The sequence below is a fragment of the Pseudomonas sp. Pseusp9 genome (genome assembly GCF_059491265.1).
In genome coordinates this window covers 4,799,053-4,814,157 of the sequence record NZ_CP168500.1, presented here as the reverse complement: position 1 = coordinate 4,814,157, position 15,105 = coordinate 4,799,053, and the positions used below count along the sequence as shown (strand labels likewise).

The 15,105-nt window shown below is 49.2% G+C and carries 14 protein-coding genes and 3 pseudogenes; 14 read left to right on the top strand and 3 right to left on the bottom strand.

The window, feature by feature from the left end; translation table 11 throughout:
- The first annotated feature begins 204 nt into the window (after window positions 1–204).
- From rfbB to ACEN8E_RS21845, 6 genes are all read left to right on the top strand, one after another.
- Window positions 205–1,281: a dTDP-glucose 4,6-dehydratase gene (gene rfbB, locus ACEN8E_RS21870; RefSeq protein WP_495589826.1), complete on the top strand. Its 1,077-nt coding sequence runs from the start codon at window positions 205–207 to the stop codon at window positions 1,279–1,281.
- A complete protein-coding gene (gene rfbD, locus ACEN8E_RS21865; RefSeq protein WP_495589825.1) occupies window positions 1,278–2,171 on the top strand; it encodes a dTDP-4-dehydrorhamnose reductase in 894 nt (297 codons plus the stop codon). The genes rfbB and rfbD overlap by 4 nt, the downstream gene beginning before the upstream one ends.
- A complete protein-coding gene (gene rfbA, locus ACEN8E_RS21860) occupies window positions 2,168–3,058 on the top strand; it encodes a glucose-1-phosphate thymidylyltransferase RfbA (protein ID WP_495589824.1) in 891 nt (296 codons plus the stop codon). Before rfbD ends, rfbA begins: the two co-directional genes overlap by 4 nt.
- A 172-nt stretch (window positions 3,059–3,230) precedes the next feature.
- Window positions 3,231–4,280 carry an LPS O-antigen chain length determinant protein WzzB gene (locus ACEN8E_RS21855; RefSeq protein ID WP_495589823.1) on the top strand — a complete coding sequence of 350 codons (1,050 nt, stop codon included), beginning with the start codon at window positions 3,231–3,233 and terminating at the stop codon, window positions 4,278–4,280.
- A gap of 152 nt (window positions 4,281–4,432) precedes the next feature.
- Window positions 4,433–5,146, top strand: coding sequence for a glycosyltransferase (locus ACEN8E_RS21850; protein WP_495589822.1), 714 nt, complete (start codon window positions 4,433–4,435; stop codon window positions 5,144–5,146).
- Between the two features lie 74 nt (window positions 5,147–5,220).
- Complete coding sequence (locus ACEN8E_RS21845) at window positions 5,221–5,658, top strand: polysaccharide biosynthesis protein (RefSeq protein ID WP_495593370.1); 438 nt, start codon at window positions 5,221–5,223, stop codon at window positions 5,656–5,658.
- Here the strand turns inward: ACEN8E_RS21845 and ACEN8E_RS21840 are convergent.
- Window positions 5,604–5,860: pseudogene (locus tag ACEN8E_RS21840) on the bottom strand (IS66 family transposase); the annotation flags it as partial. The gene ACEN8E_RS21845 and the pseudogene ACEN8E_RS21840 overlap by 55 nt on opposite strands.
- 472 nt (window positions 5,861–6,332) lie before the next feature.
- Entirely contained in the window at window positions 6,333–9,401 is a 3,069-nt protein-coding gene (locus ACEN8E_RS21835; protein ID WP_495593369.1) for a family 78 glycoside hydrolase catalytic domain, read from the bottom strand.
- 8 nt (window positions 9,402–9,409) lie between these two features.
- Between ACEN8E_RS21835 and ACEN8E_RS21830 the strand changes: the two genes are divergently transcribed.
- A complete protein-coding gene (locus ACEN8E_RS21830; RefSeq protein WP_495593368.1) occupies window positions 9,410–9,670 on the top strand; it encodes an IS3 family transposase in 261 nt (86 codons plus the stop codon).
- Window positions 9,671–9,859: 189 nt separating this feature from the next.
- Here ACEN8E_RS21830 and ACEN8E_RS21825 read toward each other — a convergent pair.
- Window positions 9,860–10,059, bottom strand: a pseudogene (locus ACEN8E_RS21825) (DDE-type integrase/transposase/recombinase); the annotation flags it as partial.
- A 219-nt stretch (window positions 10,060–10,278) separates the two neighbouring features.
- Here ACEN8E_RS21825 and ACEN8E_RS21820 point away from each other — a divergent pair.
- The 7 genes and pseudogenes from ACEN8E_RS21820 (at window position 10,279) to ACEN8E_RS21790 (ending at window position 15,105) form a co-directional block, all read left to right on the top strand.
- A complete protein-coding gene (locus ACEN8E_RS21820) occupies window positions 10,279–10,509 on the top strand; it encodes a hypothetical protein (protein WP_495589821.1) in 231 nt (76 codons plus the stop codon).
- Between the two features lie 48 nt (window positions 10,510–10,557).
- Window positions 10,558–10,749 carry an MBL fold metallo-hydrolase RNA specificity domain-containing protein gene (locus ACEN8E_RS21815; protein WP_495589820.1) on the top strand — a complete coding sequence of 64 codons (192 nt, stop codon included), beginning with the start codon at window positions 10,558–10,560 and terminating at the stop codon, window positions 10,747–10,749.
- Window positions 10,750–10,847: 98 nt separating this feature from the next.
- Window positions 10,848–11,153: pseudogene (locus ACEN8E_RS21810) on the top strand (GDP-mannose 4,6-dehydratase); the annotation flags it as partial.
- 8 nt (window positions 11,154–11,161) lie between these two features.
- Window positions 11,162–12,319 carry a hypothetical protein gene (locus ACEN8E_RS21805; RefSeq protein ID WP_495589819.1) on the top strand — a complete coding sequence of 386 codons (1,158 nt, stop codon included), beginning with the start codon at window positions 11,162–11,164 and terminating at the stop codon, window positions 12,317–12,319.
- A gap of 44 nt (window positions 12,320–12,363) precedes the next feature.
- Window positions 12,364–13,479, top strand: coding sequence for an EpsG family protein (locus tag ACEN8E_RS21800; RefSeq protein WP_495589818.1), 1,116 nt, complete (start codon window positions 12,364–12,366; stop codon window positions 13,477–13,479).
- Window positions 13,480–13,873: 394 nt separating this feature from the next.
- Window positions 13,874–14,068, top strand: coding sequence for a hypothetical protein (locus ACEN8E_RS21795; RefSeq protein WP_495589817.1), 195 nt, complete (start codon window positions 13,874–13,876; stop codon window positions 14,066–14,068).
- 2 nt (window positions 14,069–14,070) lie between these two features.
- Window positions 14,071–15,105 (top strand): polysaccharide biosynthesis protein, encoded by a 1,035-nt coding sequence (locus tag ACEN8E_RS21790; RefSeq protein WP_495593367.1) that lies wholly within the window; start codon window positions 14,071–14,073, stop codon window positions 15,103–15,105.

The following is a 15,105-nucleotide window of genomic DNA, read 5'->3' as shown; positions in this document are numbered from 1 at the left end:
CGAGTTGGGTCGCAGCTTGTCTATATCCAATAGTAAAACCTTCATTAAGCTGTAAAATGCTGCGCTTGTTCGATAGTGGCATTTGCCCACATCGCATCAGGCTGACTCTGTCAGAAGCCACAGCAAGCATGATGGCTTTTGCGTTTATGGATTAGACAGTGCTCGGTTGACGGCCCTGTCAGCTACTCAAGGGTATGGTTTCGCGTGAAAATTCTAGTAACCGGTGGCGCCGGGTTTATCGGGTCGGCAGTTATCCGTCATGTCATTTCCAACACTACCGATTCGGTCGTTAACGTCGATAAGCTCACTTATGCGGGCAACCTTGAGTCCTTGGCAGGAGTCAGCGAAGATTCGCGATATGTATTCGAGCGTGTTGATATTTGTGACCGTGAACAGATCGATCGGGTTTTGCGCGAGCACCAACCGGACGCCATCATGCACTTGGCTGCAGAGTCTCATGTCGATCGTTCCATCTCTGGTCCGTCTGAATTCATCCAGACCAATATCATCGGCACCTATACTTTGCTGGAAGCTGCTCGTCACTATTGGCTGGCGCTCGACGATACGCGTAAAGCCGGTTTCCGATTCCATCATATTTCGACTGATGAAGTTTATGGAGACCTTGAAGGTCCCGAAGACCTTTTCACTGAAACCACCCCCTATCAGCCAAGTTCGCCTTACTCCGCCAGCAAGGCCAGTTCCGACCACTTGGTTCGCGCCTGGGCTCGCACCTATGGCTTGCCGACACTAGTAACCAATTGCTCGAACAACTACGGCCCTTGCCACTTCCCCGAGAAGTTGATCCCGCTGATTATCCTCAATGCGCTGGAAGGCAAGTCGCTTCCTGTCTACGGCAAAGGTAACCAGATTCGTGACTGGCTTTATGTCGAGGATCACGCCCGGGCACTCTACAAAGTTGTCACCGAAGGCGTGATTGGCGAGACGTACAACATCGGCGGTCACAACGAAAAGCAAAACATCGAAGTGGTTCACGCCCTGTGCACATTGCTTGATGAACTGCGTCCAGATTCCGCGCACCGCCCGCATGCCAGTCTGATCACCTACGTTCAAGATCGACCTGGCCATGATCAGCGCTACGCGATCGATGCCGGAAAAATCCAGCGCGAGCTAGGCTGGACTCCGGAAGAAACCTTCGAAACCGGCATCCGCAAGACGGTTGAATGGTATCTGGACAATACCGAGTGGGTAGAGCACGTCAAGAGCGGCACCTATCAGCAGTGGATCGACCAGAACTACGCGGATCGCTCGAGCAAAGCATGAAAATCCTTCTGTTGGGAAAAAATGGTCAAGTGGGCTGGGAGCTGCAACGCTCCCTTACGCCTTTGGGTGAGCTGATCGCATTGGACCGTCGTGAAAGTGATGGTTTGACGGGAGATATTTCCGATCTCGATGCCTTGCGCGCCACCATCCGCAAGGTCAAACCTGATGTCATCGTCAATGCGGCGGCCTACACTGCCGTGGACAAGGCCGAGTCCGAAACCGATTTGGCAGACAGAGTGAACAGTCTGGCAACCCAGGTCATGGCTGAAGAGGCCGCCTCCTCGGGTGCATGGCTGATTCACTATTCTACCGATTATGTTTTCAATGGGCAGGGCTCCACCCCTTGGCGGGAGACAGATGCTGTCGCCCCCGTGAATCATTACGGCGCCACCAAGCTGGCGGGAGAGCAGGCAATAACTGCGTCCGGATGTAAGCACCTGATTTTCCGTACAAGCTGGGTCTACGGAGCTCGCGGTAACAACTTCGCCAAGACCATGCTGCGTCTGGCCAAGGATCGAGAAACACTGAACGTCATTGCAGACCAGATCGGAGCCCCCACGGGTGCCGACCTGATTGCAGATGTGACGGCGTTGGCCATCCAGCAAGCCGTCCAGCGTCCGGAGCTGTCAGGTCTATATCACTTGGCCGCAAGTGGTGAGGTTTCCTGGCATGGCTATGCCAGCTATGTGATCGAATTTGCCAAGGCCAATGCCGAGCAACTCGCCGTCACAGCTGTAGATCCCATAGAAACCACTGCGTATCCGACGCCTGCACGCCGTCCTTTGAATTCCAGGCTGAATACCCGGAAACTGCGTGATAGTTTTTCTCTGCACTTACCGGATTGGCAAAGTGGTGTGACCCGAATGCTTATGGAAGTTCTGAACAAATGACAACGACAAATCGTAAAGGCATCATTCTGGCCGGTGGTTCGGGAACTCGGTTGCACCCGTTGACGCTCGGTGTTTCCAAGCAAATGCTACCGATATATGACAAGCCAATGATTTTTTATCCGCTGTCGGTGCTCATGCTTGCCGGAATGCGTGAAATTCTGATCATTTCCACCCCGGAAGACTTACCGTGCTTCCGCAAGCTGCTGGGTGATGGCAGCCTTTATGGCATCAAGCTTACTTACGCGGAACAGCCAAGCCCGGATGGTCTTGCGCAAGCATTCATCATAGGTGAAGAGTTCATCGGCAAAGATCCATGCTGCCTCATCCTGGGTGATAACATTTTTTACGGTCAGCACTTTTCGGACAAACTCCGTTCCGCTAATGCTCAAACTCATGGTGCGACAGTTTTCGGATATCACGTTTCCGATCCCGAGCGATTCGGCGTGGTGGAATTTGATTCTTCAGGCCGTGCCTTGAGTATTGAAGAAAAACCGCTCAGGCCTAAATCCAGCTACGCGGTGACGGGTTTGTATTTCTTTGACAATCAGGTTGTCGAGATAGCAAAAAATATCAAGCCGTCCGAACGTGGCGAATTGGAAATTACTGACGTCAACCGTGTCTATCTCGAAAAAAAGACTCTCAACGTTGAAATGCTCGGACGCGGGTTTGCATGGTTGGATACCGGTACTCATGATTCGCTGCTTGAAGCCAGCCATTTTGTGCACACCATCGAGCAGCGTCAGGGGTTGAAGGTGGCTTGTCTGGAAGAAATTGCTTACAACAGTGGCTGGATTACTGCTGAGCAGTTGGGATCTCAAGCTGATGCACTGAAGAAGACTGGCTATGGTCAGTACCTGCAAAAGTTGTTGGTCTTGCCTTCCCTGTGAGGTGGTCGCGAATCGTTCGCTCCAGCCCGCGCTCGTCAGAGAGTTTCAGTCGCTACTAATAGCTGGTAGCTCTGCGGATCGCCTGGTTATTGTGATGATTCGTGTCGACAGGATGCGAAAGAGTTAAAGCTTGCATCCTGTCTACAATTAAAATGAATAGGCGAAATTTTATATGGCGAACACCCCGGCATCCACGCAGCGCAACAATGATATTGACCTGTTTGAACTGTTTGCGGCGTTATGGGCTCAGAGGCTTTTGATATTCAGCATCGCATTAGTTGGAACATTGGCAGCAGCGACTTATGCATTTTTGAGTAAGCCGGTGTATGAGGCGAGTGTTTACCTGCAGCCACCTACCATGAACGATATCGCCGATTTCAACTATGGTCGGACTTTAGGTACAGAACTGACGCCATTTACGATTAAAGATGTATACGATGTGTTCACCCGTAACTTGCAGAGTGAATCATTACGACGTGCTTTCTTCAATCAAGTATATCTACCTTCACTGTCGCCGTCCGAGCGCAGTGGATCGCAAGATCTGCTGTACTCTGATTTTTTAAAATTATTGACTATAGGCCTACCAACCAAGGAACAGCCAGATCGTTATTCCGTTGTCGCTAAAGGTGAGGATCCTGCAAGTACCGTCGTGTGGGTGAAGGATTTTGCAGCGCGGGCGGGTGACGCAGCGGAAAAAGAAATGATCAATAATATCACCCGTGAAGCTGAAGTACGGGTACGCAATCTTGGCCAGCAGATCACTACGCTGCAGGAAGCTGAAAAGCGGGTTCGCCAGGATTCCATCACACGATTGCGCGAGGCGCTAGCGGTTGCCGAGGCCATTGGGCTGGAAAATCCACCTATCATCTCGGGCAATCTTTCCGCCGAGGTCTCCGCTGGTATGGATGGGCAGCTGACATATATGCGCGGTAGTAAAGCTCTAAAGGCGGAAATTCAGAACCTTGAAGCGCGAAAATCTGATGATCCTTTCATTGGGCAACTAAGAACGCTTCAAAACAGGCAAAGCTTTTACAAGGATCTACATGTTAGCCCGGAGACTGTCTCTGTCTATCGTCAGGATGGTCCAATCGAGCAACCCGACCGCCCTGTCAAACCCAAAAAGAGTCTCATCATATTGTTGGGGCTATCGCTGGGCTGTGTACTTGGTTTCATGATCGCGATGATTCGTCATTTTGTCATTATCGGGAAAAGTCGTGCTTGAGCTTTCACTTATTTAGTTGTTTGTCGCCACATAACAAAGCTGTAGAAATGGCGGGTAGTTAAATGTCACCCACGCCTGCGTAGCATCGTCGGTCCAAGGGTGCGGCGGGTGGATCTTCTGGTTTCTTTTTTGGGTGTTGACTAGGAGTAAATATGTTTTCGGTTAGCGTTTGTGTGGCTACTTACAATGGGGCTGAATTCATTAGGGATCAGCTTGTTTCAATACTCGAGCAAATCCCGGAAGATTCCGAAGTTTTGATTGGTGATGATGGTTCTGTCGATGACACAATTCGCATTGTTGAGGAGTTTCAAGACGACAGAATCAGGATTATCAAAAACACCTCGAATCTTGGATATGTCGGCAATTTTGAGAATTTAATTAGCGAGGCAACGGGTACATATATTTTTTTAAGTGATCAAGATGATCTCTGGCCTGCAGGCAGAGTCGACAAGATGATTTCTGCAATGAAACTTTCGGGTAGCATGCTGGTGGTGGGTTCATTGGAGTCATTTGTCGATGATGTTGACTCTTGCAAGTTTTTTAGTGGTTTTGATCATTCGAGGGATGGTACTTCTTACAAGAATATATTTGACATTTTTGTCGGGCGTAACGTTCCTTATTATGGCTGTGCCATGCTTTTGTCGAAGAAGATAAAGCCCTGTCTGATCCCTTTTTATTCGAAATTGATTAGTCATGATATATGGATCGCTTTTGTCGCAAATAGACGTAACTCAGTCGTTCATTTGAGTGACACGGTTACATTAAGGCGTATTCATGGCGGTAATCTGAGCAGTAGTAACCGTAGATTGTTCGATAAAATCAAAACCCGTTTTTTCTGGTCGTTGGCTATTCTTCATATTGTTTAACAAAGAGGGTAGGCCGTGTTTGATAAAAAACTCTACTGATACTGGGGGCAAGTTTTATTGGCAGCGCTGTGCTCATGCGATTTCTAGATACTGACATAACTGAAATTCGCACTTCCAGCCGCGACGAGAAAAAGCAGGATGACATGCGCAAGCGCTATGTCAGTCCGAGGATGAAATTTTACATTGGGGATGTGCGGGATTATCAAAGCATATTGAATGCTCGTTGTGGTGTAGGTGTCATTTTTCATGCCGCAGCGCTCAAGCCATCTCTGGAGAGCAATTCCACAGCAATAACGCTTCGCAATCCGCTTCCGACTGAACATGTGGCAGCCTCTCCAGTATGCGGGCAGCCACGTATAGGGTTCCTGGCCGTCGACCTTGGCGGTCTCGACCTGGCAGTCGCGCCATTGGGCGTGTCGCTGAACAGCCGAGCGTTGCGACTGATTACAAACGGTTTTATTGCACACTCTACCGGGTTGTTGTCGATGGGTAGAAACCCAGCCGCTACATAGCGCTCCAACCGGCTCCAGTTGTTGGCCAGATAATTGACGGCCTTGCCCAAAACACTTTTCGGTGTCACCTGCGACTGCGTTTGTTCAGCCAGCTTTTCAACTGCTCCAGGATCGACAGGCGCTTTTCCTGACTTCCCATAAAGCGCTGTTCATCGCTGACGCCCTTGAGTTCACGCTCGATGCCATACAGTTTGTTGATCATCGTCAGCGCGATATCGGCACCTCCCGCCTTGCACTTGGGCTGCACTTTTGGTGGGCTGGGCGTTTTCACGAAGCCCGATGCCGACCTGGCAATCAAGGCTTTGGACACGGCCTATGAGGAGGTTGGCCGGCCTCAGAACGGATATTGGCCGGTTTTTGATGCAACGCTACAACTGGAAACGGTCACATCAAATCAACGACGGGCTGCCGCCTGCTGTTGCCGAGGAAAAGCTGAACGCAGTGTCCGGATTAGTTGGCCATTACAGATATTTGACAGGCGTAAAGCCAGCACCCGCTGAGTGGCCATGTCGAGAACCGCGCTCAGATAGACGAAGTCCCGGCACATTCGGGATGTAGGTTGAATCCATGGCCCAGACCTGATTTGGCCGCTCGGTACTTGCCTGGCAGCAGCGTACTCATGCGGCCAGCCTGATCAGGCTGGCTGGACAAAGGAGTTCTGAAGCTCTGACGATTCAATGAATGGTAAAACGGTAGTTCCCAGAACCGGCCTCATAGACCGAATACCCTGGCTCGGTACGGACGAAATTTGCGCCGTCGCTTTGAACGCTACCACCTCTATTTGGTACCCAGATTTCCGCGCTCGTGTTCACCGGGATGCTGACAAAAAGCTCCCCTTGATCACTTCCTTCTTTCCAGCGCACGGCAATCGTTCCGTAACCCGATCTATAACGGAAATTCGCCGAGTGTACTTCGTCCCCTGGGATAGGTCTGACGACAAATTGTCGAAATCCCGGCGCCATGGGACGGATACCGGCAATGTTTTGGTACATCCATTCTCCAATCGACCCGTAGGCGTAGTGGTTGAATGAATTCATCGCTTTGTCTTGAAAGCTCCCATCTGGCCGAATTCCGTCCCAACGCTCCCACATCGTCGTTGCTCCTTTGCTGATCTGATAGCCCCAGGATGGATAGCTATTCTGAAGCAGCAGGCGGTACGCCACGTCTGCATGACCCGCTTCCGATAGTGCGGGTAGCAGACGAGGTGTACCGAGGAATCCTGTGGACAGGTGCCAGTTCTTGTCCTTGATCAATTGAACCAATCGATCTGCGGCAGACTTCCGTGATGCTGCCGGCAAGAGATCCATAGTCAGCGCAAGTGCATAGGCAGTTTGCGTGTCAGCCTTCAATCTGCCATCTGAAAGGACAAACTCACGATTAAATGCATTTCGAATATTCGCGTAAAGATCCGCATAACGGCGGGGATCCTTATTGAGCGCGCGAGCAACTTTTTCGAGGGTGTGGGCGCTGTCCGCGAAGAATGCTGTCGCAATTAGATCTTTTGGCGTCTCATCATTCACGTTCATCCAGTCACCGTACCCGCTACTGGGACGAAGATAGTCAGTACTATTTTTTTCAAGATACGAAAGCCAACTGTCCATTGCATTGAAGTTTTGCTCGAGTATGCGCAGGTCTCCATATCGCTCATACAAGGTCCAAGGCACAGATACACCGGCGTCACCCCAGCCAGCGTCAGCGTTTCTGATACCCTGAAGAGTAGGTGCAACCTCGGCAAAAACCCCGTTTGGCGATTGAGTATCACGAAGATCGGTCAGCCATTTTTCCAGGAAGGATAACGTATGCATATTGTATGCGGCTGTACCCGCAAATGCTGCGAGGTCCCCCGTCCACCCCAAGCGCTCATCTCGCGCAGGTGTATCCATTGGAACCGAGAGAAAGTTCCCGCGCTGACTCCATAATATATTCTGTTGCAACTGATTCAGCATCGGCACATTGGTAACAAAGGAGATAGTCAATGGCATAGCTGTCCGCAATACACGACCGACGATTTCAGGCTTGGACGTTGCCCCGCTAACTTCGACATATCGGAAACCATGAAACGTGAATGTGGGCTCAAATTTCTCCATTCCCCGCCCGTTCATGATGTACTGATCCGTTGATTTTGCAGTGCGAAGGTTTTCCGTATACAACGTGCCGTTCGCGTTTAAAACTTCACCGTACCGAAGCGTAATAACCTGCCCAGCCTTCCCTTGTGCGCGGAATCTTACGACTCCCACCATGTTTTGACCCATATCGTAAATGTATGTGCCGGGCTTGATTTGCGTAACCTTTATGGGCTTGATTTCATGGTCAACGCGAATTGGAGGGTCGACTTGCGCAACCAGGGCGGCTTCCACATTTGGACCTGGCAGTACCTGCTTCCAGTTTCTATCGTCGTAGTTGGGTAAATTCCAGCCTGGCGTTTTCAATCGGGCATCGTATTGTTCACCCATTATCAGATCGGAATTAACAATTGGCCCAAGTGCGCTCTTCCAACTGTCATCCGTAGTGATCTGTTCGCTGCTGCCGTCCGTATATTGCAGCTCGAGTTGTGCAAGCAAGTAAGGCAACTGGCCATACTGGTTCGGACCTAATGATCCAACATGTCCGGCGTACCAGCCGGGGCCCAAATCGACTGCAATTGCATTTCGGCCCGCGTGGATCAGTTTTGTCACGTCGTAGGTCTGGTATTGAATCCGTTTCCGATAGTCGGTCCAGCCCGGTGCGAAATAGTCGGTACTTACAGTTTGGCCATTAATTTGAGCTCGATACAGCCCGAGGGCAGTGATATACAGCCTGGCTTGTTTAATTTCTTTGCTGGCAGAAAAGTGTCGGCGTAATTGGGATGTCAGTCCATCGGGTTCTCGCGTACCACTGACTTCCCATTTTGTCTTATGGTCTCCTGATATTTCCAGCGCATTGGCGTAGGATTCTCCAAACGCATAAGTGCTGTCAGGATATGTGTACCATCCCGCGTCACCGACTAACTCGGATTGTTCGAGATAATATTTTCCAGGTGGGAGGGGGCTGTCGAGCTTCAGGGTTGCCCATTCATTATCCGGGTGGTTCTGGACGCGCCCTTTGGCCACCAGTTCACCATGGGGCCCGTTTTTTCTTAACGAGAGGGTAAAGCTGGAGTTTTTAGTATTGAAGGTCGGAACCTCTGCACTGACTGACGCGATAGCATGATCGGTAGTGAAACTCTGACCTTGAGTTTCACCTGGCTTGAGTCGGGCCTCAGCGGCGGGAAGTTGCGATTTGATAATGTCTGGGGGCACGGGCACCTCGCCACCACGGCCGATCCATTGGGCTTTCCAATCGGAAGCGGTCAACAATCCCATTTCCCACCAGGAAGGTTTGCTCCAGGCAGATGGCCGGCCATGAGCATCCCAGACGCGGACCGTCCAAAAATACCTTGTACGTGAACGTAGGGGGGCACCGTGATACGGAACAAATTGCGATTGCTCGTCGGCGATCTTGCCACTATCCCAAACATCCGCGTCACGGAGTTTCTCCGGACTTGATGCAACTCGGATTTGATAGAAGGTCTGTTTCTGGTTACGCTCGTTCGATGCAATCACCCAGCTGAATTTTGGGGTCGGAGTGTCAATGCCAAGCGGTGTGTTGGCATTTTCGATAGAAACACTCTCAACTTTCACTGTCTCCGTGGCACTTAATGTAACAGTGCAAAACCACAGAATGGCCGCGAGAAGAAAGACGGAAATAATTCCTCGATTTTTCATTTGCAAAGATTTTAATCTCGATCGCCGACCTAGTAGATACGCCTGGATTCCAGACGAGCGATGGAGTGCGGGCCGTGGCCTTCGAGTACATTGAGGTTTTCTACAACCGCAAGCGTCTGCATTCGACCTTGGACTATCGCTCCCCCTGTCAGTTGCTCAGTGACTGGAGCCCTGAGCAACAAGCGGCGAAAAGAGTAGCACAACCACCGCCCTTTGGAAGGCGAAAACCCGAGGGAACCTCAAAGGCGGCTTTGGGGGGGGAGAAGTAAGAGTGCTTTGATCCTAGTCGGGAACGAGCTTGTATAGCTATGGTGAATTTTCAAACTATAGATATCCATTTATACGCGGGTAACTCGCTCCGAATATACAATATGCCTATCAATCAAGATGTATTGGTCAACTAATCCCGGGCTCTGCGTTAAGCTTTTCCTCGGTAACAGCGGGCGCAAGCCCGTCGTTGAATTGATATGGCAGTTCCCGCGTCGGCTCATGCTCTGCTTGAAGCGATAGCACCAGAGTCGCTGACATATTGGCAACCTTGGTCTGAGTGAAAGAGCACGTTCTGAGGCAGGCCACGCTGCTTATAGGCCATGTCCAAGGTCTTGATTACCAGGTCGGTAGCGGGCCTCGATGAAAACGCCCAGTCCACCACGCGACGTCGGCTTCAATGGTCACGCCAAGGATTGGCGCCTGCCACCCACTCCGTTGATGCCCGCCCCTTTGATCGACTGCGGCCGTTCCAGGGCGCGGAAACCTCGGCTAAAGGCAGATCCTGCGTCGATCGTCGGTCCATCGAATTTCACCTGGATACGGTCAAGGAACTGATCGCCACCCATGTCCGAATTCAGCACGTCCTAAACCCTTTTGGGATAAAGAGGTGCCAAAGTGGGTCAAGCAAGGCCGTTCCCAGCAGGGCTTCGAGCAACTGCCAACCGTCGATAGCCATCAAGCACATTTGAAGATGGTTCGCTATCTGATGGCAGCCGCTCGTCCGGCCATCGTCAATGCAGGGAACGGAATGTGTCGCAGCGGTCGAATCGTCAACTATCTGATAGCCATGCTGCACGACCTGCGACACAATGTTCTCTTCGTCGGTTACCGAGCCTAACGCACACTGGGCCGGGCCATTCAAGCCTACGGCCAGCGTGGTGGTTACGTGGAACTGCACAAACAACGCTATGACATCCGAGCACAAGTCCATACCATGGGCGGCTATTCGGCCCATGTGAACCATAAAGGCGTAGTGAATTTTGTTACGCTAATGCGTGCGCGATCGTCAGAAGGGTGCATCGTGCATGGCGAACTGCGGGCCAATCAACAATTAGTCGAAATGCTATCCAGCAAGTAAAAGAGTAGAGGAAGGTTCGTAGCTGCTGTTTACCCGAGCCAGGTAAGGGGGGGCAGTTGATATGTCAGATAAACAAGCAACGATAAAGAAAAATGTAGATGAGAATTTTAGTTACAGGTGGAGCTGCATTTAATGGATCTGTCGTCATTCCTCACATCATTTGCAACACCAGCGATAGCGTGGTCAATCTCGACAAGCTGACCTATAGCGGCAACCTCGAATCACTGGTTGCAGTCAACGACAGCGAGTGCTTTGCCTTCGAGCAGCTGAACATCTGCGACCGTACCGAAGTCGAGCGGGTATTCCGTGAGCTTCAGCCAGATGCTGTGCTGCATCTGGCTGCGGAAAGCTACGTCGATCGGTCTGTAGACGGTCCGGCTGCGTTCATCGAGAACAATATCATCGTGCACCTATGAATAAAATATTATTATCTCTGCTATCTAATATTCTGTTTAGTGCGCCTCCGGTTTTGTTGGTCCTGGTTTATGCACGAGCCGGTAGCTTTGAGGATTCAGCTGCTTTAGGGCTGGCATTAGCAGTTTGCGCTCCCCTGCAGTTGTTTTTTTCAATGCAGCATGGACTTTCTATTCTCTCAGGCCGGATGTCGCTACAGTCGGCCTTGTCGATGAGAGTGTTGTTGCTTGCTCCTTTATTGCTTTTGTCTGCTGCGGCTGCATGGGTTTTAAAAGAGCCGATCGTTATTGTGTTTGCATTATACCGAGTGGGGGATTTTTTATACGAGCCATTTTTCTTTGATTTGATTAGGCAAGCTCGTATGGGAATGGTTTTCACCCAGTCCTTAATCAGATTTTTATTGCAATTTATGTGCGGATGGCTCGGGCTATACTTTTCTGCTGATATTTTGGTGGTTGTCTCACTGCTGGCGTTGATAAATGTATTGTATTCGATTGCAAAAATCATTCGTTGCCGGGAGCTTCTATCATTAGGCTTTTCGCGTCAATATTTCTCAGGGTTCTTCTTGGGGGCGGGCGCATTGATTGCTGCTGTATGCATCAACCTTCCAAGGTACTTTTTGTCGAGTGGCAAAGTAGAAGATTTAGCGGTTTATTCAAACATATTAACTATCGTTGTGGGAGGGACGCTGCTGTTTGGGGCCGTTAACAGTGTGGTTTTTGCGCGAGCGTCCTCGCTTGGCTTGAAGGGGGTCATCGTGTTTCTGAATAGATCGATGTTTGTTACATCTTTAGGTGTTGCAGCTTCGTTTTTGTTTATTGTCTTTGATAGTGCTCTGTCGAAGTTGTTCATTGATATTTTTTTAGGTAGTAAATACTCGGCCTACTATTCTCTGATAGTTGGTTTTTCAGTATTTTATTTTATCTTGTATATGCAGAATTCCTTAAATCTTGTTTATTTATATTTTGGTCGCGAGAAGGATTTTATGATTGGGGCTGCTGTTTTGCTTGTCATGCTTCTTGTTGCTGTTTATTGGAGTAATGCGGCTTTGTCTATAGGGCTTGAATTGATGGTGTGGCTTGTTAATTTGCTCTATTTTTTATTTTGTTTTTCGATGTCTATTATTGTCAAGTGCAAGGCGGAGCGAGTGAAGTGATTGCATATTTTTCAGTAAGCTTGACGTTGTGGATTTTGTTTTTCATGTCTATAAGCCTGGACCAGGATAGCCGGGATAGTCGGGCTCTGGATTTTTGTGCGTTGTTATTGTTTGTTTTGTTTTCTGGTCTCAGGTTTGAAACTGGTAATGATTGGCTTATATACAAGCAGGACTACGAGAGTATTGAGTTTTCTAATTTTTTTGCATTTGCTCATGAGTCGTCATTGGAACCGCTATATTTGGCCATCACATTTATATGCAGCCAGGTTATAAGCTTTCAGGTGTTCCTGTTTTTGGTGTCTGTTTTTAATGGCGCTATTCTTTACAGGTTTTGCAGGTATTTTGGCGCAGGGTTTTCTGGTGTTGGAGCTATTTGCTTTTGTTGGACGTACTTGGCAACAAATATGGCAACGATAAGGTTTTCGCTTTCGATTTCATTGGTGTTGCTTGCGGTATTGTTTTGGCTTGAAAAGGATAAGTTTAAATCCATACTTTACACTTGCTTGTCTGTTGGCTTTCATACCTTTTCGCTTGCTTTTATGCCTTTATTGCTGTTGTCGGAGATTAAATTAAAGGCGCGCATGGCTTTTCTGATCTTGTTGGTCGGTGTTGTTTTTGGTTTGAGCTTTCAGTTTTTGTTAGATTCGGGACTCTTCTCTTATATTCCTTTCTCTGAAAAACTGTTGTTTTATTCTGAAAGATCTGCTCAATCTGAGATATCTATCGGTTCTTTGTTTTATGTGGCGTTAAATGTTTTTTTTATGATTTGCTTGTTTAGGGATCGAATTGAATCAGTTCTGCTGAATCTTGCCAGCTGGAGTACGCTTATACTGCTTGCCTTTCAAGTTGGTATGTGGTTCTTGCCTGTTTTTTGGAATAGATACCAAGTTATCACGGTTTTAATTCAGGCTGTTTATATTTCATTTTGTTTTGTAAGGCGCGGGTTTGTATTGGAAACCTTGGCTCCCATGCTGGTTTCGTTCTTTGCCCTCATGCTTATTTCGTTATCGGTTTTGGCGAGATTTTTGTTGGATCCTGCTTTTGTCTCATATGTGCCTTATCAAAATGTGATTTCCGAAGCTTTGGGTACTTATGGTGGAGATGGAGAACGAAGATTTTATGAGGCTCTCGACGCTCATATAGAACGGAATGTCAAATGATAGTGGCGGAGAAGCAATGCGATTCTGTATTTGCGTTCTAGATGGGGCTTTTATGATTAGTGTTTGTATTGCTACGTATTATGGGCCCTTGTTGCTAGTGTTATCGATTCGCGAATCAAGTTGTTAAGAAATAATTCAAATATTGGGTGTGTAGGACATTTAGGATTCGGGTGATCAAACGTATCCGTAAAGTCTACGGTTGCCGTGATTGTGAAACCGCTCCGGCCACTGCTGAGCAGCAAGTATGTCTGGCCTGGAGTCGGTTACCACGGCCCCTGCTCAACGTGACGCCATGGGCGTTGCCGCTCGGTCTTACATTCGAGCCATTTTTCCAGGCCTACCCTTATGGGGGAGGGCGTCCTGGTTTTGACCACCTGGTTGAGTGGAACACCGAGTGAGTATTTTATTTTTGAATGTGATCGAAGATTTTTCGATTTCGGGGATCAGCGCAGCCCTGCAAACGGTGGATAATCGAGACCAGCAGCTTTTGTTACAGAAGGCGGCATGTGGTAGAGTTTGGACCTTGGAACGCAAGTCTAGCGCCGCCGCCGGTCGAAAAATTGTAGATTTTATGGAGAAATATAGTTGACTATTTTTAGCGGTAAAAAACTGTTGATCACTGGCGGTACCGGTTCTTTTGGCAACGCGGTGCTGAAGCGTTTCCTCGACTCTGACATTGCTGAAATCCGGATTTTCAGTCGCGATGAAAAGAAGCAGGACGACATGCGTAAGCATTACGCCAGTTCAAAGCTAAAATTCTATATTGGCGATGTGCGCGACTATCAAAGCGTCTTGAATGCTACCCGAGGTGTTGACTACATTTTTCATGCGGCGGCTCTGAAGCAGGTCCCATCTTGCGAATTCCACCCTATGGAAGCTGTCAAAACCAACGTGATAGGTACGGAAAACCTGCTCGAAGCAGCTATCCAGAACGAGGTCAAGCGGGTTGTTTGCCTGAGTACCGATAAAGCGGTTTACCCAATCAACGCTATGGGTATATCCAAGGCGATGATGGAAAAGGTCATGGTCGCAAAATCGCGTAATGCTGATGACGATAAAACCGTGATTTGCGGGACTCGTTACGGAAATGTGATGGCGTCCCGGGGATCGGTCATTCCCTTGCTTATTCAACAAATTCGCGACGGTAAGCCATTGACGTTGACCGATCCGAACATGACCCGTTTCATGATGACGCTTAGTGATGCGGTCGATCTGGTGCTGTATGCCTTCGAGCACGGCAGCAACGGCGACCTCTTCGTGCAGAAAGCTCCTGCTGCAACGGTTGAGGTTTTGGCCAAGGCGCTGACCCAGATGCTGAAGAAGCCTGATCATCCTATTCAGGTGATTGGTACTCGCCACGGTGAAAAGCTGTTTGAGGCGCTTTTAAGTCGGGAAGAAATGGCGTGTGCCGAGGACCGTGGCGAGTACTACCGCGTGCCGCCAGACTTGCGCGATTTGAATTACTCAAAATTCGTCGAGCAGGGTGAAGAGAAGATTTCAAGAACAGAAGATTACAACTCCCATAATACCGAACGCCTGGATGTTGAAGGCATGAAGCAGTTGTTGTTAAAACTGACTTTCATGCAAGCCATCCAGCGTGGCGAGCATGCAACGCCGGAGGAGTGA